The sequence below is a fragment of the Flavobacterium sp. LAR06 genome (assembly GCF_041946075.1).
GTDB lineage: Bacteria > Bacteroidota > Bacteroidia > Flavobacteriales > Flavobacteriaceae > Flavobacterium.
Map to the genome: position 1 here is coordinate 47988 of NZ_JAUTYT010000001.1, position 19315 is coordinate 67302.

Annotated in this window: 16 protein-coding genes and 1 tRNA gene; 7 read left to right on the forward strand and 10 right to left on the reverse strand. The window is 34.3% G+C overall.

All coding sequences use genetic code 11. The features are described 5' to 3' along the window. Positions 1-30 precede the first annotated feature (30 nt). Both Q7C23_RS00225 and Q7C23_RS00230 read left to right on the forward strand, forming a co-directional pair. On the forward strand, positions 31-2841 hold the full coding sequence (locus Q7C23_RS00225) for a TonB-dependent receptor (RefSeq protein WP_375030649.1): 2811 nt from the start codon (positions 31-33) through the stop codon (positions 2839-2841). A gap of 72 nt (positions 2842-2913) precedes the next feature. Then, positions 2914-3972, forward strand: coding sequence for a phytase (locus Q7C23_RS00230; RefSeq protein ID WP_375030650.1), 1059 nt, complete (start codon positions 2914-2916; stop codon positions 3970-3972). Positions 3973-4095: 123 nt separating this feature from the next. Here Q7C23_RS00230 and pckA read toward each other — a convergent pair whose 3' ends face one another. Continuing rightward, positions 4096-5700, reverse strand: coding sequence for a phosphoenolpyruvate carboxykinase (ATP) (gene pckA / locus Q7C23_RS00235; RefSeq protein WP_375030651.1), 1605 nt, complete (start codon positions 5698-5700; stop codon positions 4096-4098). Between the two features lie 204 nt (positions 5701-5904). Beyond that, positions 5905-6291: a DUF423 domain-containing protein gene (locus Q7C23_RS00240; protein ID WP_375030652.1), complete on the reverse strand. Its 387-nt coding sequence runs from the start codon at positions 6289-6291 to the stop codon at positions 5905-5907. A gap of 195 nt (positions 6292-6486) precedes the next feature. Here Q7C23_RS00240 and Q7C23_RS00245 point away from each other — a divergent pair, with 195 nt between their 5' ends. Continuing rightward, on the forward strand, positions 6487-7851 hold the full coding sequence (locus tag Q7C23_RS00245; protein ID WP_375030653.1) for a saccharopine dehydrogenase family protein: 1365 nt from the start codon (positions 6487-6489) through the stop codon (positions 7849-7851). A gap of 168 nt (positions 7852-8019) precedes the next feature. Here the strand turns inward: Q7C23_RS00245 and Q7C23_RS00250 are convergent, their stop codons facing one another. The 5 genes from Q7C23_RS00250 to Q7C23_RS00270 all read right to left on the reverse strand — a co-directional run bounded on the left by Q7C23_RS00250 (position 8020) and on the right by Q7C23_RS00270 (position 12834). Beyond that, complete coding sequence (locus tag Q7C23_RS00250; RefSeq protein WP_375030654.1) at positions 8020-9243, reverse strand: M56 family metallopeptidase; 1224 nt, start codon at positions 9241-9243, stop codon at positions 8020-8022. Continuing rightward, positions 9240-9611: a BlaI/MecI/CopY family transcriptional regulator gene (locus Q7C23_RS00255; RefSeq protein WP_194658234.1), complete on the reverse strand. Its 372-nt coding sequence runs from the start codon at positions 9609-9611 to the stop codon at positions 9240-9242. The genes Q7C23_RS00250 and Q7C23_RS00255 overlap by 4 nt, the downstream gene beginning before the upstream one ends. 56 nt (positions 9612-9667) lie before the next feature. Further along, on the reverse strand, positions 9668-10636 hold the full coding sequence (locus Q7C23_RS00260; RefSeq protein ID WP_375030655.1) for a DUF6624 domain-containing protein: 969 nt from the start codon (positions 10634-10636) through the stop codon (positions 9668-9670). A gap of 21 nt (positions 10637-10657) precedes the next feature. Next, the gene (locus Q7C23_RS00265) at positions 10658-11080 is read right to left on the reverse strand and encodes a hypothetical protein (protein ID WP_375030656.1); all 423 of its coding nucleotides are present in this window, start codon (positions 11078-11080) and stop codon (positions 10658-10660) included. Between the two features lie 365 nt (positions 11081-11445). After that, positions 11446-12834, reverse strand: coding sequence for a dipeptidase (locus tag Q7C23_RS00270; RefSeq protein ID WP_375030657.1), 1389 nt, complete (start codon positions 12832-12834; stop codon positions 11446-11448). Between the two features lie 108 nt (positions 12835-12942). On the opposite strand from Q7C23_RS00270, the gene Q7C23_RS00275 reads away from it, so the two are divergent. The 4 genes from Q7C23_RS00275 to Q7C23_RS00290 all read left to right on the forward strand — a co-directional run bounded on the left by Q7C23_RS00275 (position 12943) and on the right by Q7C23_RS00290 (position 15711). Continuing rightward, positions 12943-13024: transfer RNA gene (locus Q7C23_RS00275), tRNA-Leu, on the forward strand. 164 nt (positions 13025-13188) lie between these two features. Then, positions 13189-13995 (forward strand): hypothetical protein, encoded by an 807-nt coding sequence (locus Q7C23_RS00280; RefSeq protein WP_375030658.1) that lies wholly within the window; start codon positions 13189-13191, stop codon positions 13993-13995. A 529-nt stretch (positions 13996-14524) separates the two neighbouring features. Further along, the gene (locus Q7C23_RS00285; RefSeq protein WP_375030659.1) at positions 14525-14998 is read left to right on the forward strand and encodes a YcxB family protein; all 474 of its coding nucleotides are present in this window, start codon (positions 14525-14527) and stop codon (positions 14996-14998) included. 134 nt (positions 14999-15132) lie between these two features. Then, positions 15133-15711: a DUF1080 domain-containing protein gene (locus Q7C23_RS00290; RefSeq protein ID WP_375030660.1), complete on the forward strand. Its 579-nt coding sequence runs from the start codon at positions 15133-15135 to the stop codon at positions 15709-15711. A gap of 91 nt (positions 15712-15802) precedes the next feature. Here Q7C23_RS00290 and Q7C23_RS00295 read toward each other — a convergent pair whose 3' ends face one another. The 3 genes from Q7C23_RS00295 to Q7C23_RS00305 all read right to left on the reverse strand — a co-directional run bounded on the left by Q7C23_RS00295 (position 15803) and on the right by Q7C23_RS00305 (position 19310). Next, positions 15803-16471 (reverse strand): HAD family hydrolase, encoded by a 669-nt coding sequence (locus Q7C23_RS00295; RefSeq protein WP_375030661.1) that lies wholly within the window; start codon positions 16469-16471, stop codon positions 15803-15805. 201 nt (positions 16472-16672) lie between these two features. After that, entirely contained in the window at positions 16673-18256 is a 1584-nt protein-coding gene (locus Q7C23_RS00300; RefSeq protein ID WP_375030662.1) for an MFS transporter, read from the reverse strand. Position 18257: 1 nt separating this feature from the next. After that, entirely contained in the window at positions 18258-19310 is a 1053-nt protein-coding gene (locus Q7C23_RS00305) for an HlyD family secretion protein (RefSeq protein WP_375030663.1), read from the reverse strand. Between the last annotated feature and the right edge of the window lie 5 nt (positions 19311-19315).

Genomic DNA, 19315 nt, shown 5'->3' on the forward strand with positions numbered 1-19315 from the left:
TTTCGCAACCAAAATCAAACTAAAAAACTAATGAAAAAATTTTATTTATTACTAATGTTTGCATTATTAACCTTCTCCGGGTATGCTCAAAAAGCAATAATCTCAGGAAAAGCATTAGATGCAGACGACAAGCTTCCCTTACCAGGAGCAATGATTCAAATTGTGGGTGAAAACAAATACACTGTTTCAGATTATAATGGTCGTTTTGAATTGCTTAATATTAATGAAGGAACATACCAGGTACAAGTAAAATATATAGGATATACTACTACAACTCAGGAAATCAAAGTAGAGGCAGGCAAAAATAATGTTCTTGATTTTGCTCTTAAAACTTCAGGAACTGAGTTAAGTGAAGTGGTGGTTGGAGACATTTTAAAAGGTCAGGCCAAAGCACTGAATCAACAAAAAAATAATAAAAACATCGGAAACGTAATTTCATCTGACCAAATGGGTCGTTTTCCTGATGCCAACGTTGGAGACGCTTTAAAACGTGTTCCGGGTATTACAATGCAAAATGACCAGGGAGAGGCTCGTAATATTATTATTAGAGGTTTGGCTCCGTCATTGAACTCGGTAACTTTGAATGGAGACCGAATTCCATCAGCAGAAGGAGACAACAGAAACGTTCAAATGGACTTAATTCCATCTGATATGATTTCTACTATCGAAGTAAACAAAACCTTAACTTCAGATATGGATGCTGATGCCATTGGAGGTTCTGTAAACTTAATTACAAGAGCAACTCCAAACGGAGAAAGAATTTCTGCAACACTAGCAGGAGGTTATTTGCCAATTCGCGAGCACGCTTCTTACACTGCAGGATTAGTTTACGGAAATCGTTTTTTTGATAATAAATTAGGTGCTGTTTTCAGCGGATCATATAATAATGTAGATTACGGATCTGATAATATCGAAAACGAATGGGTAAAAGATGATTTTGGAAATGAATATTTACAGGCTTCTGAAGTTAGAAAATATGATGTACAACGTATTCGTCGCAGCGGTTCTGTGGCGTTAGATTATAAATTTGACGAAAACAATACCATTTTTGCCAATGCTATTTATAACTGGCGAGATGATAGGGAAAACCGTTTCAGAACTACTTATGATGATATTGAACCTCTTTACAATGGAGAAGAAATTATTGGTTTTGAAGGTCGTGTAAAACGCCAGACAAAAGGTGGGGTTGACAACGACAGAAACAAAAACAGAAGATTAGAAGATCAGCGCGTTCAGAATTATTCGATTCGTGGAGAACATTTGATTAACTCAAAATTAGACTTAGACTGGTCTGCGAATTATGCAAAAGCGAGAGAATATCGTCCGCAAGAGCGTTATATCGAATACCGTCAAAAAGGTTTAGAAATGATGGAAAATTTATCTGATCCAAGATTTCCTTTAATGACAACTGTTGGTGAATCTACAGATGAATTCGAATTTGATTCGGTTACAGAAAATACAGATGAAACCAGCGAGAGCGAATTTGGTGCAAAAATCAATATTCGTTTCCCTTTCACCGTTATTCCATCTCAAAAAGGAAGACTTAGAACGGGACTTAGATTGCGTTTGAAAGAAAAAGAAAGAAATAATATGTTCTATTCTTACGAGCCAATCAATGACGGAATGGGGTTATTATCTGAAGTTCCAACCAGTTATTATGACGGAAAAGGATTTAATCCGGGAAGTAAATATGTACCGGGAACTTTTGCATCAGCTGGTTTCTTAGGAAGTTTAGATTTGAATAATCCAGCTTTGTTTGATAAAGAGGCAAATCCGGCAGAATATTTAGCAGTTAATTACAATGCTAAAGAAAATATCTATGCGGCTTACGTACGATGGGATCAGGATTTTAATGACAAACTTTCAATGGTTTTAGGTTTCCGTTTAGAGAATACACATATCGATTATACAGGAAACAGAGTTTTGGATGAAGAGGAATTAGAAAGTGAAATCAATACTACAAACTCTTACACTAATTTATTACCAAGTATTTCATTTCAATATAATGCAACGAAAGATTTGGTTTTAAGAGCGGCTGCAACAACAGCTTTAGCTCGTCCAAACTATTATGCACTAGCTCCTTATGTAAACAATATTGCTGCAGATAAAGAAATTACAGCTGGAAATCCAGATCTTAATGCAACGTATTCATACAATTATGATTTCATGGCTGAGAATTATTTCAAATCAGTTGGTTTGATTTCTGGTGGTGTTTTCTACAAAAGATTACATGATTTCATTTACAATTACAGCGATAATCAATACGACAGTGTAAAATTTGCTAATGATTTTCCAAATCAGATCAACCCAATTCCGGTTGGAGAAAACTGGTCATTTGTACAATCAAGAAACGGAGATAAAGTTGACGTTTACGGATTTGAAGTGGCATTTCAGCGTCAGCTAGATTTCTTGCCTGGGAAATTTTTGAAAGGATTTGGTATCTATCTGAACTACACTTACACAAAATCAAAAGCAAAAGGAATTGCCGATGAGGATGGAAATGAAAGAAACGATATTAGCCTTCCGGGAACAACTCCACATATGTTTAATGGTTCATTATCTTGGGAAAACAAACGTTTTTCAGCCAGAGTTTCAACCAATTTCACATCTGATTATTTAGATGAATTGGGTTCTGAGTCTTACAAAGACAGTTATTATGACAAGCAGTTTTTCTTAGATGCAAACGCTTCGTTTAAAATTACAAAACAACTTCGCGTGTTTGCTGAAGCCAATAACTTAACGAACCAACCGTTGCGTTACTACCAGGGAGTTGAAGCGCACACCAAACAAGCTGAATACTATCAGGCCCGTTACAATTTGGGATTGAAATTTGACTTGTAATAACCAATTTTAAAATTCTTAAATTAGACAGGACTTTGCGGTTCTGTCTAATTTTATTAAATAAAAATCAGAATGAAAAATAATTCTATAATCGCTTTTTTACTTTTAAGTACTTTATTCATTTCTTGTAAAGATGATAAATTAGCACCCGTTGCTGCAAACGCAGTTAAACCAACAACCATTACGGAAGCTTTACCTCACGATACAGATGATCCTTCCATCTGGATTCATCCTACAGATTCGACAAAAAGTATTATTGTTGGAACCGATAAGGACACAGACGGCGGTTTATACGCATTTGATTTAAATGGAAAAATTGTCGGTAAATCAGAAGTTTTAAAACGCCCGAACAATGTCGATATCGCTTACGGATTAGTAATCGACGGAAAAAAAGTTGATGTTGCTGTCACTACAGAACGTGAAAGCAACAAAATCAGAATTTTTAGTTTACCCGATTTAAAAGCAATTGATAACGGCGGAATTCCGGTTTTTGAAGGCGAAGAATTACGTGATCCAATGGGAGTTGCTTTGTACACACGCCCGGGGGATAACAAAATTTTTGCTGTTGTAGGAAGAAAATCCGGACCATCAGGAAGTTATTTATGGCAATATGAACTTTCCGGAAATGGAAAATTTGCCACTGCAAAAGTAGTACGCAAATTTGGCGCTTACAGTGGAAAGAAAGAAATCGAAGCCATTGCGGTTGACAATGAATTAGGAACGATTTTATATTGCGATGAACAATTCGCAATCAGAAAATACAAAGCTGATCCTGCTTTAAACGACAATAAGGAAATGGCTTTATTCGGAAAAACAGGTTTTAAAGCTGATAATGAAGGAATCGCAATCTACAAAAAAACAGATTCTACAGGTTACATTTTAGTATCGAACCAACAAGCCAATACTTTTATGGTTTATCCAAGAGAAGGCGCAAAAGGCAACCCGAATAATTATCCTTTATTGGCAGAAATTCCAACTTCAACAATTGAATGCGATGGCGCTGATGTGACCAGTATTAATTTGGGAGGAAAATATAAAAACGGTCTTTTTGTAGCCATGAGCAACGGAATGACGTTTCATTATTACGCCTGGGATTTGATGCAGCAACGTATTGATGCAGCTAAAAAATAATGTTTTAGGTTTTTCAGCCGCAGGTTTCAGTGTTTTATTTATTTTTTTTTACTGCGGTTGAATACCAAACAAAAAAGCTGTTCATAACGAACAGCTTTTTTTAGTTTGAATTAGTAATTTTCCTTATTCAGTTTTTGGCGCTCCGGCCAAGATTTCTTCATTTGCAAATTCTTCAAATTTCGCAAAATTAGCTTTGAATTTCTGAGCCAATTCGATTGCTTTTTTATCATATAAATCTTTGTCTTCCCAAGTGTTTCTCGGATTCAAAATCTCTTCCGGAACATTAGGACAAGATTGTGGTTTTGCAATTCCAAACACAGCATGATTTTTAAATTCTACGTTATCCAATTCTCCGTTTAATGCAGCGGTAATCATGGCACGAGTGTATTTTAATTTCATACGGCTTCCTGTTCCGTAAGGTCCACCTGTCCAACCCGTGTTGATCAACCAAACTTTTACGTCTGCATCTTTCATTTTTTTAGTTAGCATTTCGGCATAACGTGTTGGGTGCAAAGGCATGAATGGCGCTCCAAAACAAGCTGAAAAGTTAGGTTGTGGTTCTGTTACACCCGCTTCAGTTCCGGCAACTTTTGCAGTATATCCAGAAATAAAATGGTAAGCAGCCTGACCTGGAGTCAATTTTGAGATTGGAGGCAAAATTCCGAAAGAATCTGCCGTTAAGAAAAATATATTTTTTGGATTGTGGCCAATAGAACCTGGCTGAATATTATCAATATGCGTTATTGGGTAACTTACACGTGTATTTTGAGTGATTGAAACATCATCATAATCCACTTCGTTTGTTCCGGCTTTGAAAACCACATTTTCTAAAAGCGCTCCTTTTTTGATTGCTCTAAAAATGTCCGGTTCATTTTCTTCTGACAAGTTGATTACTTTAGCATAACAACCACCTTCAAAGTTAAATACTGTATTTTCAGCAGTCCATCCGTGTTCGTCATCACCAATTAACTTACGTGCAGGATCTGCAGATAAAGTAGTTTTTCCTGTTCCTGATAATCCGAAGAAAATGGCAGTATCTCCCGCTTCACCAACATTCGCACTACAGTGCATTGGCAATGTATTTTCGAAAACGGGTAAAATGAAATTCAAGGCAGAGAAAATACCTTTTTTCATTTCTCCTGTATATCCTGTTCCGCCAATAAGCGCTACTTTCTTAGTAAAATCTAAAATAGCGAAATTAGACTGACGTGTTCCGTCTACAGCAGGATCTGCCATAAAACTTGGTGCACAAATTACAGTCCATTCCGGAGTAAAGTTGGCTAATTCAGACTCTTCTGGTCTTAAAAACATATTGTAACAGAACAAATTAGACCAGGCCGTTTCTGTTACTACACGAACATTTAATCTGTAATTAGCATCTGCACAAACGTATGAGTCACGTACAAATACTTCTTTATTTGATAAAAACTGTGTTACTTTATTATATAATTTTTCGAAAGCTTCTGATGAAAACGGAATATTTACATTTCCCCACCAAACCTTATCTTCAGTAATACTATCTTTTACGATAAAACGATCTTGTGGAGAACGTCCTGTAAACTCGCCTGTATTGATCGCCAATGCTCCTGTAGAGTTTTCGACACCTTGTCCTGATTGCACTGTAATAGCATGCAGTTCATCTGCAGATAATTGATAGTGAACTTTTGCATTTTCAATTCCTAATTCCTTTAACGAAATCGATTGCGAGAAAAGTGTGTTAGTGTCCATAAATTTGTAGTTGTGTATATTTATTTTTTAACTGAAAACATTTTTTACTCCTGATTTTTAATCACTTATATTTAAGATATTGAATTGTTATATTTTTTACCGATACCGATAAAAAAGAATAAAAATTCACAGAAGCAAAGTTTTATGTTATTTATGAGACAAAATTAAAGATTAATTTTTAGATAGAATTTTTTATTCTGTATTTTATGATTTTTGCTTCAAAATACTAACAAATAATGCCAACCAAGCGAGAATTAATAAAAATCCGCCCAAAGGTGTTGCGAATACGATAATTTTAGAATCGAATAATGTAAGGTTTTTTGTAGCTAATAAATAGATCGAACCACTAAACAAAATTACACCTGCAACCGTTAAATTATAGATTGTTTTTAACACTTTTGGAGTAAACTCTTTTTGGGTTGAAAGAAAAAGCAAAAAGAGAGCATGATACATCTGATAACGAACTCCGGTCTCGAAAGTAACCAATTGCTCTACTGATAAGTATTTTTTAAGAAGATGTGCTCCAAAAGCCCCTAAAATAATAGCCAACATACCTATAAATGCACCAGTCAGTATAATTCTTCTTTTCATAATTTTCTAATACTTTTAATTTTAAGGCAAAAATACTTCAAAGTATTCAAAAAGCTTTTTACTTTCTACAATCTTTTTTTGAGAAAAGGAATTCTTTAAAGTTTTATCTGAAATAAAATACATTTCATTTTTTTAAACCAATTCAATTGTTATATTTGTAACAAATTAATATATTTGTGTTACATATTTAAAAACATGAGAAGCATTTTAATTATCGGAGCTGGAAGATCAGCATCATCCTTGATACGTTATTTACTATCAAAGTCAGAAAGTGAAAACCTACATCTTATTGTAGCTGATCTATCATTGGCCCTAGCCGAAAAAAAGACAGAAAAACATCCCAATGCTACTCCAATTGCTTTAAACATATTTGATGCCGATGAAAGAAAAGCTGCAATAGAAAAAGCGTCTATCGTAATTTCGATGTTACCGGCTCATTTACATATAGAAATTGCAAAAGATTGCCTTCAATTCAAAAAACATCTTGTCACAGCTTCTTATATAAGTGATGCTATGCAGGCACTTGATGAGGAAGCCAAAAAGAACAATTTGATTTTCATGAATGAAATTGGCCTTGATCCTGGAATTGATCATATGAGTGCCATGAAGGTTATTGACGAAATTAGATCGAAAGGTGGTAATATGCTGCTTTTTGAATCGTTTTGTGGCGGCTTGGTTGCTCCCGAATCAGACAATAATTTGTGGAATTACAAATTTACCTGGGCACCAAGAAATGTAGTATTGGCGGGTCAGGGTGGCGCAGCGAAATTTATTCAGGAAGGTACTTATAAATACATTCCGTACGGAACTTTATTTCGCAGAACTGAATTTCTTGAAGTAGAGGGTTACGATAAATTTGAAGCCTATTCCAACCGTGATTCGCTTAAATATCGTTCTATTTATGGTTTAGATGATATCCTGACTTTATATCGCGGAACGATTAGAAGAGTTGGATTTTCGAAAGCATGGAATATGTTTGTGCAACTCGGAATGACAGATGACAGCTATATTATGGAAGATTCTGAAAACATGAGTTACCGTCAATTTACAAACTCATTCTTACCGTATCATCCAACCGATTCTGTTGAAATTAAAACCCGATTGATCTTAAAAATTGATCAGGACGATATCATGTGGGATAAACTTTTGGAACTGGATTTATTCAATCCGGACAAAAAAGTGAATTTACCAAATGCTACTCCTGCTCAAATATTAGAAAAAATATTATCTGACAGCTGGACTTTAGCGCCAGACGATAAAGATATGATTGTGATGTACCATAAATTCGGTTATGAATTGTATGGTGAGAAATCGCAAATCGATTCGAAAATGGTTTGTATTGGAGACGATCAAACGTATACTGCTATGGCAAAAACAGTCGGACTTCCGGTTGCTATGGCGACTTTATTGATTTTGAATGGAAAAATCACAACTCCAGGCGTACAGCTTCCTATTAAAAAAGAAGTTTATCTGCCTATTTTAAAAGAATTAGAAGAGTATGGTGTCGTTTTTAATGAGCAAACCATGCCTTACTTTGGATATAATCCGGACCTGTTTTAGTTCTGATTACTTTTTTTTGAGAATTTTTTTTTAGTTTTTAATTTTATCCGCTTCAAGTTCCAGAAGCGGATTTTTTTTGAAGGGACAAAGCTTCAGAGCGACAAAGAGACAAAGGTTTATCCCCATTAAACCTTTGTCCCTTTGAACCTCAGCCCTTTTCTCAAAAACCTATTTACTTGGCTGAATTGTAATTGGCAGACTGTACATAACGCGTACTGGTTTTCCTTTGTCAGAAGCCGGAATCCATTTTGGAGAAAGTTTCAAAACACGAACTGCTTCTTCCCCGGCACCATATCCTAATTTATCTCTCAAAATAGTAATTTCGCTTAACGAACCATCTTTCTCAATCATAAATTGAAGGTAAACTTTGCCATTTGTTTTATTTTTTGAAAGCTCTTCCGGTATTCTATAATTTTGTCCAACAAACTTATAAAACTCCACAATTCCGCCCGGAAACTCAGGCTTAACATCAACATCAGTAGTCATCCGGAAATCTTTAGATTTATTTTCTATTTTTGAAACTTCCTGTGCAACGGCATCAGTGCTAAAAATAAAAAGCATTAAAACACTAACAATTCCTACAGTAAAAACTTTCAGGATAATTTTAAGCGGAGATTCTTCTTTAGTCATCATAAGAAAACGTTTTTTTGTTATTAAATAATTGATGTTACTCGCCAGAGCGATGTTTGTTTTGTTGTAAGCAATATCAAGCAGCAGGCTCTGATAAGTTGAAACCGATTCAAATTGTTCGTTTACAGCCTGATCTGCCAAGAATTCATGATTGAGTTTTATGGCTTTTTTAAATAAAATTATTAGGGGATTAAACCAGAATATAATCTGTAAAATCTCTATAAAAAGGATATCCAGAGAATGTTTTTGTTTTATATGCGCCTGCTCATGTACAATTAATTCAGATGGAATTTTGCCGTTTTCAAACTCATCATTATTAATAAAAATGGCGTTCCAAAATGAGTGTGGCAAAATGGATTCTTTAACCAAAACAATTTTTTGATCGTTTACAATTTGAATTTGATTGTATTTGATGTTTTTATAAAAAGAATACAAATTCTTTATAAAACGAAAAATCAAAACGATCGCCACTAAAGTGTAAATGATTCCTAAAGTGTAGATCAAAATCTGATAATAATTTATTTGATCTGAAACCTTCTCATTGGTTTGAATTACGATTCCGTCAAGCTGAACGACACTAATTGGCGTTGAGAAAAGAGGCTTAATTGAAAACAACTGCAATGGAATTACGAAGCTAAAAATCAAACTTCCAATTAAATAAACACGATTAAAGCGAAACATTTTCTCATTTTCTAAAGCCAATTTATATACTGCGTAAAATATAACAAGCAGCAAACCTGATTTTAAAAGATATGTTATCATTTTTTCTTCTTTTTAATTTCTGAATCGATTATTTTTTTGAGCTCTTCTAATTCCGAAGTGGATAAATTAGTTTCGGTGGTAAAAAAAGAAGCAAATTGCGACGCTGAGTTATTAAAGAAACTACTAATTAATCCGTTTACGTGTTTGGAGAAATAAGCTGTTTTTTTAACCAGCGGATAATATTCACGAGAATTTCCGAATTCATTGTAGGCAACAAATTTCTTGTCGATCATTCTTTTTAAAAGCGTTGCAACGGTTGTGGTCGCGGGCTTTGGTTCCGGATACGCTTCAAGCAAATCTTTCATAAAGGCTTTTTCAAGCTTCCAAAGATGTTCCATTAATTGCTCTTCTGAGTTTGATAATTGCATTTTTTTTGAGGTTCTAAGATTCTAAGATACTGAGTTGCTAAGATTTTTTTAGCTTTTTATTTTTGCTTTTTCTGATTTAATAGTTTTTCAAGTTCCGGAAGTTCTTTTTTATACGCTTCCACATCCCATGTAGCATTCCAATATTTAAGATAATCCGACATTGTCCCTAACCCTACAGAAGCTCTTCTTTTATCAACATTATCAGGATCTTCAAGCGGAGAAACAAACGGTATCTTAGTAATTGGATGATTGGAAACCTGACTTCCGTAAATTTGTTTTTTACCTTCTCTCAGGGCAACTCTATCTTCAAGTAAGGCCAAAGAACCTGCTTTTGCATTCCCGTTTTTAACAGCATCTCTCATCATTGGTAAATACTTTTGTTGGTATTTTAAATCAGAATGCTGAATAACATAAAACAAAGTTTGATTGGCCTGTGATCCCACAACATCTTTTCCAACCCAGCCTCTTTCATCTAAAATCTTCATTACCCTGATCAGATTGATGCTGTCTTTTTTGCCCATTAATTTACCAATGCTGTCGATTTTCTTTTTATCAGCGTTAGGTGCTTTATAAATTTTCATATAATCTCCACGAATACCCTGATCCTCTGTATAAATATCCAAAAGTTCTTTTTGAAGAGGCTTATCATAATTAGCACTCAAAATATCCATATTCTTCTGAAGCTTATCTATTGTCTTTGTCCATTCTTTCTTATTGTGGAGCGATTCTAAATCATTATCTATTTTTATGTGGGCAATATCTTCATAACCTTTATCAATTGCTAAATCCAGCCACTTAAAAGCTTTCTCATCATCATTGTTTAAAGCTGCAGCGCACGCACCATTATATAAATCTGAAGACGAGTTATGTTCCATTTTAAATGCCTTTTCATAATAGGCAACAGATCCTTTATAATCTTTCGCTTTATAAGAATCATCACCTTTTGCAACAAATTCCTTATAAGTTTGAGACTGCATCAATCCAACATTCATTGCAATAAAAAAGAAAGCAATTAGTTTTTTCATAAATTTAAATCGTTTAGTGGTTTATTTTATTTTTTGTTCCGAGATTAATTCGCCGTTATTATACTTTTTGATTTCGGTTAATTTTCCTTTATCCGAATAGAATTTCCAATCTCCGAAGTAAAACCAATGTGTTTCTTTTGAGTTACTTTCCATTTTGGTTTTTCCTGTTGATTGAACTTTTCCGTTTTCATAATAATATTTAACCGTACATATTCCGTTTTTGTATTTCTCTGTTTTGTAGATTTTTCCTCCAATGTAGGATTTCCACTTTTTTACCGGTTCATCGTGTTTGTAATATTCAAACGATTTGTACCTGACATTATCCTGCGTATAGTCGTCAATCCAAACACCCTCTTTTTTGTGATCGATCTTCTGATTGATGGGTTTGCTTTTACAGCTTAAAAGCACAATTCCACAAAATAATAGTATGAAAAGTTTCTGCATTTGAATATTTTTACTCTACACTTATAGATGTTGCTCTACAAATGTAGAGATAAAATTTTAATGTGCAAGTTTTTTAAAAAAAAAGGTTCTAAGGGGCTAAGTTGCTAAGGTTCTGAGGTTTTTTTAGCTTAGAATTCAAGAACCTCAGCCTCCCTGAGTGCGTGTTAGGGATTACTTCACTAAATTTTATTTGTCATTGAGTTCAGTGAATATATTTGAGGCGGTATCCTTTTATGAAGTGGAACAGAATAAAAGATATAGCCGAAAGCCCGGCCGGAAGCAACGCCCATAAAAAAATCCGCTCATTTCTGAACGGATTTTATATTATTTAAAACTTAGCGTCTTAGCGCCTTCGTGGCAAATTCTTACTTACTTAATTCCACAAAATACTTGTAAAACAACGGAATAGTTTCGATTCCTTTTAAGTAATTGAAGATTCCGAAATGCTCGTTTGGCGAGTGAATCGCATCAGAATCTAAACCGAATCCCATTAAGATCGTTTTGCTTTTTAGTTCTTTTTCGAACAAAGCTACGATTGGAATACTACCTCCTGAACGAACCGGAATTGCAGGAACTCCAAACGTTTCTGTGTATGCTTTATTGGCTGCCTGATATCCAATGCTGTCAATTGGCGTTACATAACCCTGACCTCCGTGATGCGGCGTTACTTTTACCGTAACTCCAGCCGGAGCAATGCTTGTGAAATGTTTAGTGAAAAGTTCTGTGATTTCATGCCAATCCTGATTTGGAACCAAACGCATTGAAATTTTAGCAAAAGCTTTGCTCGCAATAACTGTTTTTGCTCCTTCGCCCTGGTAACCACCCCAGATTCCGTTTACGTCTAACGTTGGACGGATTGAGTTGCGTTCGTTGGTTACATATCCTTTTTCGCCATAAACATCATTTAAGTCTAAGGCTTTTTTATATTTTTCTAAGCTGAAAGGCGCTTTTGCCATTTCAGCTCTTTCTTCAGCAGATAATTCCTCAACTTTATCGTAGAATCCCGGAATCGTAATATGATTGTCTTCATCGTGCAATGAAGCGATCATTTTAGCCAGAATATTAATTGGGTTCGCTACTGCTCCACCGTATAAACCTGAATGCAGGTCGCGGTTTGGACCCGTAACTTCAACCTCAACATAACTCAAACCTCTTAAACCTGTCGTGATTGACGGCTGTTGGTTTGAAATCATTCCGGTATCTGAAATTAAAATAACGTCATTTTTCAGTTTTTCCTGATTGCGTTCTACAAACCAGGCTAAACTTGCTGAACCAACCTCTTCTTCTCCTTCGATCATGAATTTTACGTTACAAGGCAAAGTGTTGCTTTGTACCATATATTCTAACGCTTTTACGTGCATGTACATTTGTCCTTTGTCGTCGCAGGCACCACGCGCGAAAATGGCTCCATCGGGATGAATTTCTGTTTTTTTGATAACAGGTTCGAAAGGTGGTGATGTCCATAATTCCATTGGATCTGGTGGCTGAACATCATAATGTCCGTAAACTAAAACGGTAGGTAAATTTGGGTCGATTATTTTCTCTCCGTAGATAATTGGATAACCCGGAGTGTCGCAAGTTTCGACAAAATCGCAGCCTGCTTTTGATAAACTTTCTTTTACAGCCTCTGCTGTGTCGATAACATCTTGCGAATATGCAGTGTCGGCACTAACCGACGGAATTTTTAATAATTCGATCAACTCATTGATAAAGCGATCTTTATGTTGTTGAACGTACGACTTAATATTTTCCATTTAAAAGATTTTTATAGAATTTCAAAAATACAAAAAAGAGAATTAATATTTTTTTTCAAAAATGCTTTGAAAATTCGAAGTTATGCTTATCTTTGCACCCACAATTACGCGGATATGGTGAAATTGGTAGACATGCCAGACTTAGGATCTGGTGCCGCAAGGCGTGTAGGTTCGAGTCCTATTATCCGCACTGAAAAAGCTTCTGAGAAATCAGAAGCTTTTTTGTTTTTGGCGTAATTCTAATTCAAATTATTTTTCATTATAATTCTTTTTTATATTTAACAGTTTTCTAAACATAGTCCTATTCCATGTAGCAAGTTGAACTTATTAATTGCAATAACTAAATCTAAAAAAATGAATTCTTTAAAAATATTCGACGAAACATATTCTAACAAAAAGAACTTTATCTTTTTAATTTTTTTTGAATTACTAAATAATGCTGAATTTGAAAACTTACTTCCTAATGAATATAGCATTTTATTAAAAAAATTCAATCAAAATCTACAATATAAAAATTTTGAAAAATTAGATTTAAACATTATTCTAAAGGAAGATAATAAATCTTATTTTATTAAAATTTTCGAATCAATTTACTCCAACAGATTCAGTTCACTATTGGGTAATATTAATACAGCCCTAAAATCAAAAATATTTCTTGATAAAGATTTAAAACAAATCGGAAAAATACTTTACGAGGAATTAGACAATAAAGCAAATGAAACTGATTTTTATAATGCAATAATACACTGTTTGAAATTCGAAAGTTTTCACGTTTTAAGCATTGTAAATCAAGAAGACTTAATTGATGATTGGATATCAATTAGCGAAACAGGGCAATTGAGAATAAATTACAACATGACAAACTGGAGTCCTATCGGGTCAAAAATTGAATTAAAAATTGAAAAATTTAACGACGATTTTTTTAAGTTTATTTGTTTAGCAAAAGCAATGGATTACGATTCTAGAGAAATTCTTTTAGTAGAAGTCCACGAGACAAACATTAAAATTCAAGATGGCTTTTTTTATCATTATCATTTTGAATCAAATATTTTTCTTTACAAAAAACCAATTTACGACTTTAAAAATGACACATTTAAAACGGAAATTGATGACTATCATTTTTTGTTTCAAAGAAAAAATTTGCCCCTTTCAGTTCATTAATCTTTTAAATATAAAAAACAGTTTGTTTATAGGCCTTCGCCAAAATCACAAAATAAGTCAATATATATCACTACAAGAAACTAATATACTGTTGTCAAGTTTTTTTGCGAAGATTCCCCCTTCCTCGGAATGATATACAGTACTTAAAACCAACCTCATTTTTACTCACTGTCCAAATAAGGATCCAAAACTTCTGCCAACTTATTTAGCCAATAAAATTATCATCAAGAGTATTGAATTCAGTTTCTACCGTTTCGCAGCCTCTAATTGCGCATAACGAAAGAACATAATTTACTTACCGTATTGTCTTTGCCATTTCTTTAGGATCAATGGTCTTTGTAAAAAACTCTATTAATCTGGTTTCAACTTCTTCTGAAAAATGATTTGTCTTCATAATTTTAGATTTTAAAATATTACAAAAATCATTCAAACTTTATTTCATTTGAACCCATATATGCGTTCAACTCTAATTATTATTTTCATATACAAAATCTATTTTTAATTTTACCACAAATCCAAAAAGCTACCAATGATTAAAACCAAAAAATTCCAACTTACCAAAAAAGAATATTTCATGTTCCTTGTTAAACTTGAATTAAAAAGACGAGGATGGTTATTTGCTTTTATGTGGATATTTTCTGCTATTGTTCTTTTTACCGGAAAGAAAGATTCTTTTAGTTTTTTTATTATAGTTGTCGGATTTATTTATCCCGTTCTTACTATTTATAAATATTGGAGTTTTGCAAATTCAAAGGAAAACAAAATTATTTTTAAAGAAAGACAATACGAAATTTTACCTGATAGAATCATTTCCCGTATGGGTGAAATATCAGAAGGTACAATTGATGTACAGAATTTTATAAAAATTTTTGAGCTAAAAGATCTCTATCTTTTATACATTTCTAAAGGTCAGACATTTTTTCTTCCAAAACGAATTTTTGAAACTCGGGAAGATGAAAATTGGTTTAGAAATGAAATATTTTTGAAAGTTAAAAACAGATAAATTTTGGCTAAAATCATCTCTTTTAAAACATAAAATAATCTCCAGTTAAACTCTTAATATGTTCAAAATCAACTTTCGCTATTATTCTTCTTTTTGTTTTAAGCTCCTGTCTCGTTCAGCGAAAAGTTTTAGAAATGGACGATTGGTATGCTTTTACTAAAACCAATACAACACAACAGCAACCATCAGATATTTATGAGTTTAAAGACGGAATGATTCGCATGCATGGAAATGACAATAGTTGTTTGATGACCAAAAACAGCTATAAAAATTTTGAACTTACCTTAGAATACAGATGGAATCTTGAAGATAAATACAAAAAAAACAGTACAAAAAACAGCGGTGTAATGTATAATATTCCGTTAGATGCCTCTGACAAAATCTGGCCGAAAGGCATTCAATTTCAAATAAAAGAAAATACTACGGGAGACTTTATTTTCCTGGATCAGGTAACCGCAAAAGTAAATGGAAAATTAATTGAAGCTGGTGCAAGTGTAGTTTCTCCTAAGTTTTTAGCTAATGAGAATCCGTATGGCGAATGGAATTCTGTATTTATTAAATCTTTAGACGGAAAAATTACGCAATATTTAAACGGAAAATTAGTAAATGAGTGTATGGATGCTTCTTCTAAAGAAGGGAAAATTTCTTTGAATTATGAACGTGTGCCAATTGATTTCAGGAATATTAGAATAAAACGTACTATGAAAATATAATTTTCGGCTAAGTTTTTTCCGCCACGAATTCACGAATTTTTAAATTAATTCGTGAATTCGTGGCGGAAACTTAGTGTGCTTACTTACTTACTTACTTTATATTGGAATTTAATAACTCAATTATCTTATCCACATTTACTTCACTATAATCATTAATATAATAATGACAAGGAGGCAATTGTTCTTTTGTGTGCGTACTCAAAACACCAACTACTTTCATTCCGGCATTTAAGCCCGCTGTAACGCCCGAAAAAGAATCTTCGAAAACAACGCAGTCCGACGGAGAAACTCCAACACGTTCTGCAGATTTTAAATATACTTCCGGATTTGGTTTATGCTGTTTTACGTCTTCGCTGGACATCATCGAATCCATTTTTTCATCTAGTTTTAAAACATTGGCAATTAAATCCAGGTTCGCACGCGGTGCCGATGTTGCAACAGCCGTTTTAAAACCACGAGATTTCAATTCGCTTAAAAAATCTAAATAATGCGGAATCGTTTCGACTTTGTCTTTATAAACCTCACGAAACATTCCTTCTTTTTCGTCTTCCAGTTTTATAAGTTCTTCTCCGGTAATGGGACGCTTGAAAAAATGCGTCATGATATAACCGTTGTGTTTTCCGTACATATGTTCTTCAAATTCTTGTGCTGAGTGAGGAATTTCATATTTATCGAAAAACGCCTCGAAAGCTTTTGCATGATGTGGATTCGTGTGACAAATCACGCCATCCATATCAAAAATTACACATTGCTGCTTCATTATATATTTTGTTTTTTTAACGGTCGCAAGATAATTAATTCCCCAGAGTTGCACAGAGGTTTCTCGCAGAGATTCGCTAAGATTTATTTTACTCTCGCAATCCCGATAGCTATCGGGAGCAGAGTCGCAAAGTTTTTATTTAAGTAAAAATTAATCACACGGTTTGTCATCCAGAGCAAACTTGAAACCTGAAACAAAAATTTACCCAATCCAAATCTTACTCTTAACCAAGGTCATCGTTTGTCTTAAATGCTGATTTAATGCGATAAGAATAATCAAAACCACCAAACCGTATCCAACAATCGTATAAATTTCCATATCGGCTAATAAAGTGGCTTGTTTGGTAATCGTTCCGAAAACTTTTTTCAAAGCTAATGTATTCGCATTGTCTGCGGAATATCCTTTTGCCATAAAACTCTGTGCTGTTGAAGCAATAGTTTGTTGCGCTTCGGGGCTTTCGCCAGTTACAAATTGGCTTAGTTTTAAAAAGTGCTTTTTGTTTAAAAATACCATTGCATTCTGCATCACGCAAAACCCAATCGTGCTCCCCCAGAAACGTCCAGAAACACCAACAATTCCAGAGGAAACTGCCATTTTAGCCGGAACAGATGATGTGGTAAACAATATTAAGGGAACGAATAAAAATCCGACTCCAATTCCTTGTAAAACATACGGAATTATGATATCTGACAGCGCCACATCGGGCACAAAAAGAAACGTAAACCAAAAATGAAACAATGCAATAAGCGAAAACCCAATGATGAAAATAACTTTGGTAGAAACAGATTTCATCAGAAAATAAGCAGCCAAAATCAGTCCGATTACATTTCCTAATCCGTTAATGTATTGCACGCCCGCAACACGCGACGGATCCCAATTCCAAATAGAGAACATCGCCGAATGACAAAGACTAAGCGTTGCTCTACTGATATAAAAAAGGAAAAATAATAAAAAACCAATACGCAGATTAGCATATTTAAAAACTTCAAAATTAAAAGTTGGTCTTTTTACCAAAAGCTCTTTAAAGATGAACAAACCTCCCGTTATCAAGGCAATGATCAACATTAAAACCATTTCAGAAGATTCAAACCAATATTTTTTCTCGGCATAAACAAAAAAGTAAGCACCGCAAAGAATGGCAGTTAAAACCAAAATATAACTCAGCCAGTCGATTTGGTACAGCGGAATTTTCTTTGTGATTCGGTGTCCGCGAAAAGTAACCAAAATCAAAAAGACATTCAAAACCTGAAGTCCGCCCGAAACGTACAGCATGTATTTCCAATCGTAATGATCCAGAAACCAAACAGCAATATTCATAATAAACGGCGTCGACAACAACAGTGAACCGTAATAAAAGGAAAACCCAATTATAATGGCGTTTTTAGAATTAAACTGCTCAATCAACAATTGCCTGATCGTGATTACCGGAAGTGCCATTAAAATCCCCTCAGCAACTCTCAGCAATAAAAACAGATAAAAATTGGTAATATACGCCGATGAAATAATTGTAATTCCGATTACCGAATACACCGCCATCAAATAATTTTTTGCCGGGAAAAAACTCGAGAATCGGCTTTCGATCAAAATCGTAGCCAACAAAGTTCCGTAGGTAACGCACATCGCAAACTGCAAATCTTCTGGCTCAATGTCCAGAAAACTTGCCGCGTAGGTTACGTTTGAAGTATAAACTCCCAATAAAATCATGGAATGCAGCAAACAGACAAACAAAATAATAATGATTGCCCATTTTGGAACCCAGGATTTAAAAATACTTTTATCTTCCATTTTAGTGGTGTTCGGCGATAACGGTGATATTCATTCCGGCTCTTAAAAAGTCGGTTTCTTTATCGTTGTCTTTTAACTGAATTCGAACCGGAATTCTTTGTTCGATTTTTACGAAGTTTCCTGTTGCATTATCCGGAGGAAGCAAAGAAAATCTTGCCCCACTTGCAGGCGATAACGAAATAATAATTCCTGTAAATTCTTTATCGTTTATAGCATCAGCCTCAATTTTAACTTCCTGTCCAACAGTTAAATATTGCAATTGTGTTTCTTTAAAATTGGCTGTAATCCATTTTTCTTTGCTGACAATTGATAGCAGCGATTGACCTTCTTTTACCAATTGTCCCGGTTGTAAAGTTCTTTTCCCGATCCAGCCGTCATAAGGTGCTGTAATAATCGTGTACGAAAGAAACAATGCTGCATTATCAGCAACAGCCTGTTTAGAAGCAATATTAGTCTGCGTAGTTGGAACATTAGCTTCAGCAACAGAAGTACTTAAAGCAGATGAATGAATTCTGTTTTTCATTTCCTGAAAATGCGCCTGTGCCGATTCGTAATCTGCTTTTACTTTCTCCAATTGCTGAGCTGTTGCCGCTTCCTCTTTTACCAAAGCTTTGTATCGCTCGTACTCTAATTTTGTTTTCCAAAGATTAGATTTCGAAGCTTCCAATTGCGATTCGCTAATTGCAGTTGTACTTGCTGTCGTTACCACATTCTTCTGAGCCACAACACTACTTTGCTGTGCATTTTGAACATCAGCAAGTGCCACATTCAATTTCGATTTGTATTCCCTGTTATCAATCACAACCAAAGTATCACCTTTATGCACAAACTGATTTTCATCAAAACGAACTTCCTGTACATAACCCGTAATTCTCGACATAATTGGCGTTACATATTGCTCCATCTGAGCGTCATTGGTTTCTTCATGATTGCTGTTGAAAACATAAAACCAAATCCCTAAAATAACCCCGCTCACCACAAGCGCACAAGCAATAATTGTTATTAATATATGAAACGTTCTGTTTCTTCTAGTCTCATTTTTTATCTTAACCATAAACT